Here is a 13,085-nt window from a genome sequence, read left to right on the forward strand (position 1 = left end):
AAACTCTCATGCATGCATACAGATTAATGCGGGACTGTGGTGTACTTTTCAAGTAAAGTTTCGTATACACCTTTGGCTTGTAAAATCATATCGCAGATTTCACGTACCGCGCCACGTCCACCCATCGCTTGAGTCACCAAATCGGCACGGCGACGTACTTCTAAATGACCATTTGGTACGGTCACTTTCATGCCTGCAATGGCAAATGCAGACAGGTCAGGCCAGTCATCACCCATGTATAAACAGTCTTCGGGTGAAATACCAAATTTTGCACAAGCCTCGCGCAGTGCAACACCTTTGTCTTCACGGCCCTGATAAACAAGGTCCACGCCCAAATCAGACATGCGTTTTTCTACAATCTGACTTTTACGCCCCGTGATGATAATCACCTTCACACCAGCTTGCTGAACCAGTTTCATGCCTAAACCATCACGAATATCGAAAGATTTGATTTCGTCCCCTGAGTTGGTCAAAGTCACAAAACCATCACTTAAAATACCATCAACATCCAAAACTAGAGCTTCTACATAACGCGCTTGTTCTAACAAAATATAAGAAGCCATTTTTTAATTTACCCCAGCTTGAATCAGGTCATGCATACTCAAAACACCAATGACTTTATTGCTCTCATCAACAACGACAAATTGGTTAATTTTCTTTTCATTCATTCGCTCTAATGCTTCAACAGCACGTGCTTCCGGTGAAATCGTCAGCGGGCTCTTAATCATCACATCAGACACCGCCAAGTTCACATCAAAACCTTGCTGTTTATCAATCAAACGGCGTAAATCACCATCAGTAAAAATCCCCAATAGATGATCATTGTCATCCACAATTGTGGTTAAACCTAGGCGTTTGTTAGAGATTTCGTACAGAACTTTGTTCATTGCTGTATCTGGAGACACTTTCGGTAGTTCGTCTCCAGTGTGCATTAAATGCTTCACATGTAATAACAAGCGTTTACCCAAAGCACCCGCAGGATGCGAGCGTGCAAAGTCATCTGAAGTAAACCCGCGTGCATCTAACAGTGCAACAGCTAATGCATCACCCAAAGCTAAAGTCGCCGTTGTACTCGATGTTGGTGCTAGACCTAATGGACAAGCTTCTTGAATATTGCCCAACGTCAGCGCCACATCAGCATTCTGTGGCATCGGCCCACGCTCATCACCACTGATGGTAATTAAAGGCACACCTAAATACTTAATCAAAGGCATCAGCATCATGATTTCATCACTCTTTCCCGAGTTTGAAATCGCAATCAGCACATCACCTGCAACCAACATCCCTAAATCACCATGCCCCGCTTCACCTGGGTGCATAAAGAATGATGGCGTACCTGTAGAGGCAAATGTGGCTGCCATTTTTCGGCCAATATGCCCTGATTTACCCATGCCAGTAATGACTAAGCGACCTTTGCACTTTAAGATAACTTCACAAGCACGACTAAAACGATCATCGATTTGCTTAGCAAGTACCGAGAGTGCCTGACGCTCTATCTCTAGTGTTTCTAAAGCAACTTTTTGGAAATCAATGGGATTTGACATATTTTCAGAATTCAACGTTGTTTTACCTGAACCGTGTGACGAAATGAAACGTCAGCACATAAAAAATAATTTTCGCAATTTTATCATATCTCTGTAGACAACTAGCGCGGAAATCTTTGGATTTTCACAACATATCTACAAATGTGTTTTGCTGATGATAGAAGACCTTTGTTTCAAGTGCATATAGCTCGCTCCCTTTTCATTATTTCTTCTTTCGGCCACATATGACTGCACAACCTTCACACTAAGAGGCTCTTATTTATTCCCTAACTTAAGTGAAATAAAAAGTAGCCATCACAAAACTAAACAATGTCGCTAATTCAATTATTTCAATACTGGCACCAATGGTATCTCCCGTCACACCACCAATACGCCGTATAAATTTATACCGCAAATACCACAGTACCAGATAAAATGTGGCAATCACCACAGCACCAATCCATGCCCAATACAAAGCCACCAAAGGTATCAGCACTAAAAGTGCCATTGCCATCGGTCGTGCTAAATGTTGGCTCAACTGGCTGCCGAGTCCTTGAGCACGCACATAGTCTGTGCTTAAAAAGAAAAATAGCGGCACGAGACGCCCTAAGACAGGAAATAAAATGAGTGTGCTATAACACTGCTGCTGCAATAACACATACAATGCCGACCACTTTAATATGCATACAATAACAAGACTGAGTACACCTATCGGCCCACAACTCGGATCTTTCATGATCTCAAGTGTGCGTGCTTTATCGCCAAAACCACCGACCCAAGCATCGGCAGTGTCGGCTAAACCATCCAGATGCAAACCACCCGTCAACCAAATCCATAACACCAGAACCACACTGCTTAACAGCACAAGTGGAAAAGCATGCAATAACAGGGCGATCCCATACAGAATGCCGCCTATGAGCAAACCCACCACAGGATAAAATAACAGTGCTTGCGCATTTTGCTGAGGCGTTGGCATTGTGCTTAAACGAACTGGAAAGGTCGTTAAAAACTGCAGTGCAATCCAAAAAGGCGTCATTACACATCCTCACTTTGAATAAACTGAAGTTGTCCTTGATCGAATACAAAGCGGTTCAATTGTCCCAACTCTGCTGACATTTTTAAAAGATCGTTATCATTTTGCTTCAGCGCTTGGCATTTTAAGAGTTTAATCACTCCACCATGGGAAATAATCAACGCCCGTTGCCAGCCCTGCTTATGCATTTGCTGGGTTAACGTCTCTACAGACTCTAGAACACGGCTTTTAAATGCCAATAAGCTTTCTGCCTGAGGCGGTGTAAAACTTAACGGCGTTTGCCAAAATTGAGCCAATTCATTAGGAAATTGTTGGTAGAGTCGTTCGGTCGGCTGAGCCTCCCATTCTCCAAAATCCATTTCTTGCAAATTCGGTTTTATAGACAAAGGGAGCTGTTTTTGCTCCGCCCACTGCTCTGCAAATAGACGGCAGCGCTGTAGTGGTGAGCTATAAATGACATCCCACGCCGGCCTAACCTGCTCAGCCTGGGCGATAGTAGACCGCATTTGCGCCCATCCTTTCTCCGTCAAAGCATCGTCCGTTTTACCCCGTAGGGTATGACTTAAGCAGGTTTCGCCGTGGCGCAGAAAATCTAAATACAACATCTCTAAACTTTCTCACCAATCACTGCTGCTTCAGCAAATGTTGCCATCTCATTGTGTAAACGACAGGCTAGCTTGATCAACCCCAGTGCAGCCCCTGCACCACTGCCTTCACCTAAACGCAGATTCAGCTTCAATAAAGGCATCGCTTTAAGTTCTTCTAGCAAACGGACATGACCATATTCAGCCGACTGATGCCCAAAGAGCATCCAAGCACGAACCTTTGGATTTAAGCGTACTGCGAGCAATGCCGAAACAGTACTGATAAACCCATCCACCACTATCGGTAGACCCAATTGCGCACAGCGAATATACGCAGCTGTCATGGCTGCAATTTCAAGTCCACCCACGGCACATAAGGCTTTAAACGGATCGTTGCCGACATATTGGGCATGCCGTGAAAGTGCTTGATCGATCACCTGTTTTTTATGTGTCAATTGTTCAGTACGGATACCCGTTCCAACACCCGTGAGCTTTTCAGCTGGCTCAGCCAATAAAAAGCAAGCGACAGCTGAGGCTGAACAGGTATTTCCAATGCCCATCTCCCCCGCGACATAGATATCTGCCCCATAAGCAATGGCATCTTCCACACTTTTTTGCCCCAAAGCAAAAGCAGCTTCACATTCAGCCTCAGTCATGGCTGGAGTTTGAGCAAAGTTAGCCGTCCCAGCGCGGATGCAGTGGCGTTCAACCCCGACATATTCATACGCTTCACCGACTGAACCACAGTCGATGACTTGTAACTTGGCTTGATACTCTTTGGCAATCACACTAATACACGCCCCGCCAGTTGCGAAGTTCTGCAACATTTGACGTGTCACCGCTTGTGGGTAGGCAGAAATATTTTCCTCCATCACCCCATGATCACCTGCAAAAATTGTAATCCATGGGCGGTCAATCTTGGGTTTTACAGTGTTTTGCAAACTGGCTAAAGTCACTGCAACCGATTCAAGCTCCGACAACGAGCCTGTCGGTTTGGTCAACTGTGACTGGCGTGCTAGGGCTTGAGCCAATACAGACTCACTCGGACTTTGACATGCTTCTAACCACCAACTCACACTTGTTCTCCTTTTAAAATCATTGGAAATCCTGCTACGCAGAACACCACTTTATGAGCGATTTGACCTAACTGCTGATGCAACCGCCCTGTTTCATCGACAAAGCGACGGCTGATTTGTCCCATTGGAACCACACCTAAGCCTGTTTCATTGCTCACTAAAATTAGCTCGGACTGTAAACTTCCTACAACCTCTAACAACTTCTGGCATTCTTGAACTTGCAAATCGGGGTCAGTATGCATCAGTAAATTACTCATCCATAAAGTCAGACAATCGACCAAAATGGTTTGGTTTAAGCGATCTAATTTGACCAACTGCTCTGCAAGATAAATGGGTTCCTCACACAGCCTCCAATCTTCGGGTCGTTGTTGCTGATGGTGTTGAATACGCACTTGCATCTCCCCATCCAAGGCTTGTGCAGTTGCCACATAAACCACAGGCTGCGCCAACTGTTGTGCAATCTGCTCCGCCAAGCGGCTTTTCCCCGAACGTGCACCACCTAAAATCAGCTGCATTGCGCATTCCCCAACTCAATTTGTACATGTGAAAACAATGGCCCTTGTAGGACATGTGCCTGATAAAAACCAAACGTGAGCTTTGAGATGTTTAAGCTAGAGTTGATAGCTTCAATTTCAGCCATACGTTCCAATACATGATCACTGCACACTGCTTCACGGTATAGACCTAATGTAATATGTGGACAATAACTCAATGCCGCGACTTCCTGCGAGGTTTGCAGCAATGTTTTTCTAATTTTATCCAACATGCCTGCGGTATCATCCACTTTTAAAAATAAGGCACTTTCAAAACTATTTAATGCACCCATCTGTAACTGAAAAGATTCTAGTTTTAAATTTTTAAGGCGTTCAAGCTGCTGATTCAGTTGCACTCGACTAAAGTCATCCGACTGTGTTGCCTGTTCTACCCAAAAACCTGCAACAAATAAAGTGATATGAAACTGCCGTTGATTTGGTTGATAAAGTAGATCTGAAAACTGCTCACGAAGCTTTGTTAAATAGCTGATCAAAACGGGATCATCCACTTCAATATACCAAAGTGCATAGCGCTCTCGTCCCAAATGCCATTCAGGATAGTCTCGAGCTTCGGTCGGTACTACAGTGCTATGGGGTTGAAGAAACACAATTTTATTCACAAATTAGGATGAATAATTTAAGCATATTTTTGTCAAAATTATGGGCTGAAACACCGAGATAATTTCACATTTAAATGAATTATTTTCAACACACTCAAATTACAGGCATAAAAAAACCCCAAGTTAAACTTGAGGCTTTTAAATTTTGGAGCGGGAAACGAGACTCGAACTCGCGACCCCAACCTTGGCAAGGTTGTGCTCTACCAACTGAGCTATTCCCGCAATATGGATGTGCATTATAGAGAGTTTCATCAAACTGTCAACACTCTATAATGCAATTGCTGAATTAATCAGCACGGCGCCAGATTGTCCCTTGGCGAGTGTCTTCCAAAACTACACCCTGATCTAACAAGGACTGACGAATTCCATCCGCTTTGGCAAATTCTTTGGCTTTTTTCGCATCTTGACGTTGTTGAATCAAATCTTCAATTTGCTCTTCAGACAAAGCCAAAGCCTCTTGCCCAATATCAGACTTCAGGAACTCTTCAACATTGTGCTGAACCAAACCTAAAATATTGGTTAAATGACGTAAAGTTGCATAGTAAATCGCAGCTTGTTCCGCTTGTTGCTCTTTCACGGCACGGTTCAATTCTTTGTTCACTTCAAACAATACCGCAATGGCTTCAGCGGTATTGAAGTCATCACGCATGGCACTATTGAAACGCTCAAGCAATGTTTCATCTAAGGTATCGACTTGTGTATCGCCATAGGCTTGTTGATAAGCTTTGAATGAATGATAGAAACGTGACAGTGCTGTTTTTGCTTCTTTTAAGGCAACATCAGAGAAGTTCACAGGGCTACGATAGTGTGATGACACAATGAAGTAGCGAATCACTTCAGGGTGGAACTTATCCATCACATCGCGAATGGTAAAGAAATTGCCCAATGACTTCGACATTTTCTCGCCATCAACGTTGATGAAACCGACATGCATCCAGTAGTTAACATACTGCTCGCCGGTTGAAGCCTCAGACTGTGCAATTTCATTTTCATGGTGCGGGAACATGAGGTCTGAACCACCACCATGAATGTCAAAATGGTTACCTAGGCAGCATGTCGACATTGCAGAACATTCAATATGCCAGCCCGGACGACCTTTGCCCCACGGGGAAGCCCATGCAGGTTCATTTTCTTTGGCATGTTTCCAAAGTACAAAGTCAAAGGGATGTTTTTTCTCAACTTCAACATCGACACGTTCAGATGCACCCGCTTGCATATCTTCCAGTTTACGTCCTGAAAGACGACCATATTTAGCGAATTTTTCCACTTGGAAATACACATCACCATTGGCAGATGGATAAGCTGTGCCCTTTTCAACCAGATTACCAATCATGCTTTGCATTTGATCAATATAATCCGTTGCACGCGGTGCTTCGTCTGGATGTAGGCAGCCTAGATTTTCAGCATCTTCATTCATCGCTTGAATAAAGCGGTCTGTCAGTTGAGTAATCGACTCGCCATTTTCATTGGCACGTTTAATGATTTTGTCGTCAATGTCGGTAATGTTACGTACATATTTCACGCTCCAACCTTGGCTACGCAGGAAGCGAATAATATAGTCAAATGCAACCATCACGCGCGCATGTCCAATATGACAGTAGTCATACACCGTCATACCGCAGACATACATATCAATATGCCCCTCAACACGAGGTACGAATTCTACTTTTTTGCGTTGCTCTGAGTTATATAGAACAAATGGTTGCATAGCGATTCAAAAGACTTCAAATATAAGAATGGATCATCTTAACCTAAGCATTATTTTTCATAAAGTTTTCAGAAGATTTTTCTTTCAATTATCTCGCCACTTTTCATTCATACGCAACTGTTACTAAATTTCCTTCATTCAGGTCTTAAAGGGATTATTGGTAAATATTGGCAGTGCATGATGCATTTGTTAGGGATGAACATGTTCATGCTCGCAATGCTGATGGCTATGAGGTTCTGGCGCTTCATGATCTGTTCGAATACAGCAACCCTCGACATACTGACTGGTACCGTCCACATAAAATTCCTCTTTCCACACAGGAACTTCATGTTTCACCCGTTCTACTGCTTCCTCACAGGCTTGAAAGGCTTCACGGCGATGCGCGGCGTACGCCATCGCAATAATGGCTGTATCACCAATATCTAAAGCACCAATGCGATGCACCACCCGAACGTAGGACACGCCATATTTTACTTGGATCTCTTGTTCAATTTGACGAATCATTTTTTCAGCGACAGGTGCATAAGCGGTATATTTTAACGCTTTTACAGCTTTACCTTGATGGTGATTCCGCACCGTACCAATGAATATGCCTATACCGCCACATTCAGGAAAATGCTGGATGCCATCAAAGTCATTTTGGCTAAAAGTCACTGTTTGAACCCGCGGAAATTGTTTTAATTCCATATCAACCTCCTGCCACAGGGGACAACAACACCAAAGTACAATCTCGACTTAAAATAGTCTGCCTTGGAACAATGTCTTCACCGACTGCACAGGCACAGCGCTCCAATAATGTGTGGACAGCTGGGTATTGAGCAACGAGATCCTTTAATACCGCTGCAACCGATGAATCAAGCTCACATTGCAGCATTAAATTGGGAGGTAACTGGCGTTCAATCGCACCAAAAGCTTCGATCTTCACTCTAATCACGTTGTTTAATTCCTGAGTCATCCTAACCTCCAATCATATGCATACTGATTTTTCGTACTGGCTGATTCAATTGCTGTTTTTGAATAGCATGAAAGCCTTGCTCTTTATGCCAAACATAAGTTGAAAGTTTCCCCTCTAGAACAAAGGGTTCATGCTGATTGATTTGGGCAAGTTGCTGAATGTCTGACTTTAAATTTAAGCCTTGCTTGGCAAAAAGACAATTATAAAACTCACCCTGTGCATTCAACCGTAGTCGGTCACACTCCCCACAAAACGAGTTGCTAATGGTAGAAATAATCCCAACCTTCTCACCATCTACTCGATAACTACGCGCTGGATTGGCACCTTGTCCTTCAAGCACTTGCACCGTAAATTGCGAGCTGAGTTGGGACAAAATCTCTTGTTCAGTGACGACATCGGCTTGCGACCAATTTTGATCGCCATCTAAAGGCATAAACTCAATAAAACGCAGTTCTACCTTTTGCTGCTTTGCCCACTGCACCAAAGGGACAATTTGATTGTCATTGATGCCTTTCATCAGCACGGTATTGATTTTGATGTTAAAACCAAGCTGTTGTGCGGCCTGAATGCCTTCTAGCACTGTATGTAGTTGTTTTTTTGTGAGGTGTTGAAATTGCTCGGCATCTAGACTGTCTAGACTAATGTTTAAATCATCTAACCCTGCTTGCTTTAAAGCAGCGGCATATTGTTTTAAATAATGACCATTGGTGGTCATGGAAATACGCTTCAGCCCCTGTTTTTTTAGGCTTTGTAGCTGTTCGATAAAATGCACCACACCTTGACGCATCAACGGTTCACCACCCGTGATACGAATTTGCTCAATGCCATGCTGCACCATAAATTTGCAAAAATGATAAAGATCTTCAAAACTGAGCAAGTCGTGTTTTTTCATACATTCGGGATGTTCGGGCATGCAATAGACACATTTAAAATTACAACGATCCGTCACCGAGATTCGTAGTTTTCGCTTTTCACGTCCAAACTGATCTTGGAATACTCTAACTGCGGATACATGGGTCATGCTGTTCATCTGTCTTGTCTATGCGTCCTTTGAGCGATGTGGGTGCAGTTCATATTTCACGCCCTATTTTCTGAAGTATATTTTGCAATAACTGTTCCAACTTTGTGCACTTTCTAAATTTTGAGTATTTTCAGTTCAGCGCCGACATGAGTGATCACTGCTACATACGTTTATAATCTAAATAAAATAACGACCCCCATAAACATATTATAGATTGTTGTTTTATAATAAATTTAATATCAAAATGAATACTTATTTGGTTCTTTTATAGATTTTTATTTAAACAGTCAAATCGGTTTATGGCAACATCTTCTACTCTCGACACAAACCTCCTCTCTTCAATATCTGAGGTATTTATAAAAAATTGAGTTGCCGATGCTGTTGTAACTCATCCAACGAGTTAATGCTGTGAAAAAACAGTGCATGATTTTTAAATCGTGCCACTTGTGGGTGCAAATCTGCAAAACACTGCCTTAAACTGCGCTGATTTTGCTCAAGGTGCTGAATCAATGTCGGTAGACTGCTTCGTTTTAACAAACAAAACGGATACAGTGCACGGTCATTGATTTCTACAATAACGACACCACAGTTCGGATCTTGTTGCATCGCTTGATGTAACCGTGAAAACACTTTTTTCGGAATAAAAGTTACATCACAGGGTACGAACAGCACATAGTCTGATTGCACATGTGTCCATGCACTTTTCATCCCCATCAAGGGCCCTTGAAAGCCTGTTGCCTCATCTTCAAAAAAACCAATCGACGGAATCAACCGCTCATAAATGGAATGATCCCGATGGCTGTTGACCCATACCTTGGTTGCTCGTGATTTTAGCTGCTGATGAATTTTGATAAGTTGAATTTCATCATCAAATTTTTGCAAGAGTTTATTAATGCCATTCATACGGCGCGCCTGACCACCCGCCAAAATAACAACTTCAGTTTCTGGGTAGCTCACGGGTTTGAGTATTTTTCTTTTCATTCTACATCCTCCGTTTGACACGCTTTGATCAGACCTCGAATTTCAGGTAAGCAAGAACCGCAATTGCCTCCTGCCTTTAAGCATGCAGTGACTTGTTTTTCATGGGTGATATTTTTTTCTTTAATGACATCGATAATACGATTTTTCCCAACTTTAAAACAGCTACAGACCAGTGGGCCATCACTATTAGTCATTGACATGGCTTGCCCTGCCAATAAAGCCTTCCGATGCATAGCACTTAAGCGTTCGCGCTTAAACAGACTTGCCACCCAGTCTCGATCTGGCAATAACGCTTTGGGCGCAATATACAGACTTGCAACGAGGTGTCCATCTTGTAACACCACACTATGACTGATATGAGCGGTTTGATCTTCTACATTGAGCCATTCAAAACTTTCATCATCAAAAGGCAATAAAGCTTTGAGTTGTTCCGTCGTTTCCGTAAAACGTCGACGGTCTGCCAACTCATAACGAATAGCTTTGGGCGTTTTGATTTTGGTCCACCAAATGCTTTGTTCAATACTTTGTTGCACCAAATGCTCAAAGCCCGTTCTGACATAAAATACACCCTGCCATTGCGTATAGAATGGATGAATCATCACAGGGGTATGTTTGAACTCAGGTTCTCCCGAAATAGCATCCACTACAGGATTCACCACTTTGCCAATCCGTGCATCAGATGCGAATTGATCACTCCAGTGAATCGGTGCAAAAATCTGTCCACGGCGGATATTGTCACTGACTGTGGCTCGTAACACACAATTTCCCCAAGCCGATTTGATCTCCACCAGTTCCCCATCTTTCAAACCATATTTCAAGGCATCATTCGGGTGAATTTCACAATAAGGTTCTGCTTTATGCGTACTTAAATTAGCTGATAAACCTGTACGCGTCATGGTATGCCATTGATCGCGGATACGTCCTGTATTAAGTACCAATGGATATTCACTGCTGGTTGGATTTACTGCACCAACTGCTGTTGTTGCAATAAACTTGGCTTTACCATCTGGGTGACTAAACTGACCATCTTTAAATAATTGGGCAAAAGTGTTTGGCTTGGTTTGGCCATTTTTCAAAGGTGCAAGCACAGGCCATTGCGTCGGTTCAAGTTCTTGGTAGTCGTCAAGTGAAAGATTCGTCAGACCTGCCAAATTGAAATAGCGGAATGTTTCAGTCGATGAACGTAAAGCAATTTCTGCATTTTGATAAGCTGAAAGCTGGGCATGTTCTTTGAAAATGTCATGACTACTTTCAAAGTCAAAGCCCTGAAATCCTAATTTTTTCGCAACTTGTGAAACCGACCACCAATCGGCTTGTGCTTGTTCTGGAATGTCTAAAAAAGCACGCTGTCTTGAAATACGGCGTTCAGAATTGGTCACCGTGCCGTCTTTTTCACCCCAACCTAATGCAGGCAGCAACACGTCGGCATATTGCGTGGTATCGGTATCTAGACAAATGTCTGACACTACCACAAACTCACAATTCTCTAGTGCGCGTTTGACCTGATCAGCATTGGGTAAACTCACCACAGGATTGGTCGCCATAATCCAAATGGCTTTAATTTTTCCAGCTTCGACCGCTTCAAAAAGGTCGACAGCCTTTAAACCCACTTGCTTGGCAATGGTTGGACTGTGCCAAAACTGCTGTACCAATTGTTGATGCTTGGGGTTATCCAAATCCATATGGGCAGCCAACATATTGGCAAGGCCACCCACTTCACGCCCGCCCATTGCATTCGGCTGGCCCGTCATGGAAAAAGGCGCTGCGCCCAATTTCCCAATTTTGCCAGTTAACAAATGACAGTTGGTAATGCTATTGGCTTTGTCTACCCCACGTGAAGACTGATTCACACCCATTGAAAATAAGCTCATCACTTTTTCTGTTTGTGCAAATTTTTCAAAAAAGAGTGCTAATTTTTCAACAGAAATCCCCGTCCGTTCGCTTACATTCGCTATTGATGCTTCCGATGCACTGCTTGCCAGCGCTTGCTCTAGCCCTTGAGTATGCTTTGCAATAAAATCGGTATCGGTATAATGATTGGTTGCTAAATACTGTAATAGACCATTGAACAGCGCAACATCTTGACCCGGTAAAATCGGTAAATGTAAGTCAGCCGCCTCACAAGTGGCTGTAAAACGTGGGTCAATCACGACAACAAAAAGATCTCGCTCCTCTTTGGCTTTCATGATGCGTTGATACAGCACAGGATGACACCAAGCTGTATTTGAACCGACTAAAACCACCATATCGGTATGTTCAAAATCACTATAACTGGCTGGAACTAAGTCTTCCCCAAAAGCACGTTTATGCGCAGCAACGGCTGACGACATGCACAACCGTGAATTGGTGTCGATATTGGCCGTACCCAAGTAGCCTTTAACAAATTTATTGACCACATAATAGTCTTCAGTCAGCAGTTGACCTGAGACATAAAAAGCTATACTTTCAGGCCCATATTGATCGATATAATGTTGAAATTTGTTGGCGATTAAATCTGTTGCGGTATCCCACGAACTTACCTCACGTTGCGGTTTACGCCCCAACATGGGATGTAAGACGCGCGTTTCTAAACCTACCGTGTCGGCTAAATTACTGCCTTTAATGCACAACTTTCCGAAATTAGATGGATGCTGAGCATCACCCACCACAGAGACTTTTTGCCCTAAAGCCGTTTCTTCAACAGTTGCTGTTACCCCACAACCCACCCCACAATATGGACAGGTGGTTTGTGTAGTTGTAATCATTTTTTCTGTGGAGCTATGCAGTTCCATTACAGGGATACTATTCATTTCTGCTTCGCTCCTATTTGCCTTTCATTTATTTTGAATCACTCACAACAGCGTCTTTTCTTTTGTGTTTAGATTTAGGATTAACCTTCGGTTCGACCTACTTTTCTTTTGGGAAAAGTAGGCAAAACCATTGTCATTCACAAAACTCGTCCCATACCACCTTCATCCCAACTTACTCGCAGAAACATTAATTTTCATAAGTAACCCTGCCTCAAACAAGTCGTGAATGACGTTTCCGCGTATCAAATTAACTATTAGAAAA

13 protein-coding genes and 1 tRNA gene are annotated in these 13,085 nt (G+C 43.0%); all 14 read right to left on the reverse strand.

What is annotated here, in order from left to right; all coding sequences use genetic code 11:
* Positions 1-23: 23 nt before the first annotated feature.
* Positions 24-563 (reverse strand): KdsC family phosphatase, encoded by a 540-nt coding sequence (locus WH214_RS16205; protein ID WP_125273464.1) that lies wholly within the window; start codon positions 561-563, stop codon positions 24-26.
* Between the two features lie 3 nt (positions 564-566).
* Complete coding sequence (locus tag WH214_RS16210; protein ID WP_151835936.1) at positions 567-1,544, reverse strand: KpsF/GutQ family sugar-phosphate isomerase; 978 nt, start codon at positions 1,542-1,544, stop codon at positions 567-569.
* A 271-nt stretch (positions 1,545-1,815) separates the two neighbouring features.
* Positions 1,816-2,559 carry an adenosylcobinamide-GDP ribazoletransferase gene (locus WH214_RS16215; protein WP_151835937.1) on the reverse strand — a complete coding sequence of 248 codons (744 nt, stop codon included), beginning with the start codon at positions 2,557-2,559 and terminating at the stop codon, positions 1,816-1,818.
* A complete protein-coding gene (locus WH214_RS16220) occupies positions 2,559-3,161 on the reverse strand; it encodes a histidine phosphatase family protein (RefSeq protein WP_195728090.1) in 603 nt (200 codons plus the stop codon). The genes WH214_RS16215 and WH214_RS16220 overlap by 1 nt, the downstream gene beginning before the upstream one ends.
* Positions 3,162-3,163: 2 nt before the next feature.
* Positions 3,164-4,216: a nicotinate-nucleotide--dimethylbenzimidazole phosphoribosyltransferase gene (gene cobT / locus WH214_RS16225; protein WP_151835939.1), complete on the reverse strand. Its 1,053-nt coding sequence runs from the start codon at positions 4,214-4,216 to the stop codon at positions 3,164-3,166.
* Positions 4,213-4,731 (reverse strand): bifunctional adenosylcobinamide kinase/adenosylcobinamide-phosphate guanylyltransferase, encoded by a 519-nt coding sequence (gene cobU / locus WH214_RS16230; protein ID WP_151835940.1) that lies wholly within the window; start codon positions 4,729-4,731, stop codon positions 4,213-4,215. The genes cobT and cobU overlap by 4 nt, the downstream gene beginning before the upstream one ends.
* Positions 4,722-5,369 (reverse strand): 2'-5' RNA ligase family protein, encoded by a 648-nt coding sequence (locus tag WH214_RS16235; RefSeq protein ID WP_195728091.1) that lies wholly within the window; start codon positions 5,367-5,369, stop codon positions 4,722-4,724. Before WH214_RS16235 ends, cobU begins: the two co-directional genes overlap by 10 nt.
* Before the next feature lie 146 nt (positions 5,370-5,515).
* A tRNA-Gly gene (locus WH214_RS16240) sits at positions 5,516-5,591 on the reverse strand.
* 64 nt (positions 5,592-5,655) lie between these two features.
* A complete protein-coding gene (gene cysS, locus WH214_RS16245) occupies positions 5,656-7,077 on the reverse strand; it encodes a cysteine--tRNA ligase (protein ID WP_004696330.1) in 1,422 nt (473 codons plus the stop codon).
* A 189-nt stretch (positions 7,078-7,266) separates the two neighbouring features.
* The gene (locus tag WH214_RS16250; RefSeq protein ID WP_339422490.1) at positions 7,267-7,764 is read right to left on the reverse strand and encodes a molybdenum cofactor biosynthesis protein MoaE; all 498 of its coding nucleotides are present in this window, start codon (positions 7,762-7,764) and stop codon (positions 7,267-7,269) included.
* Position 7,765: 1 nt separating this feature from the next.
* A complete protein-coding gene (locus WH214_RS16255) occupies positions 7,766-8,032 on the reverse strand; it encodes a MoaD/ThiS family protein (RefSeq protein WP_339422489.1) in 267 nt (88 codons plus the stop codon).
* A gap of 1 nt (position 8,033) precedes the next feature.
* Positions 8,034-9,062 carry a GTP 3',8-cyclase MoaA gene (moaA, locus tag WH214_RS16260; protein ID WP_339993766.1) on the reverse strand — a complete coding sequence of 343 codons (1,029 nt, stop codon included), beginning with the start codon at positions 9,060-9,062 and terminating at the stop codon, positions 8,034-8,036.
* Between the two features lie 345 nt (positions 9,063-9,407).
* Entirely contained in the window at positions 9,408-10,034 is a 627-nt protein-coding gene (mobA, locus tag WH214_RS16265; RefSeq protein ID WP_339422487.1) for a molybdenum cofactor guanylyltransferase, read from the reverse strand.
* Entirely contained in the window at positions 10,031-12,823 is a 2,793-nt protein-coding gene (locus tag WH214_RS16270) for a molybdopterin-dependent oxidoreductase (protein WP_339422486.1), read from the reverse strand. The genes mobA and WH214_RS16270 overlap by 4 nt, the downstream gene beginning before the upstream one ends.
* Positions 12,824-13,085: the final 262 nt, after the last annotated feature.

The sequence above is a fragment of the Acinetobacter sp. MYb191 genome (assembly GCF_037572605.1).
GTDB classification, from domain to species: domain Bacteria; phylum Pseudomonadota; class Gammaproteobacteria; order Pseudomonadales; family Moraxellaceae; genus Acinetobacter; species Acinetobacter johnsonii.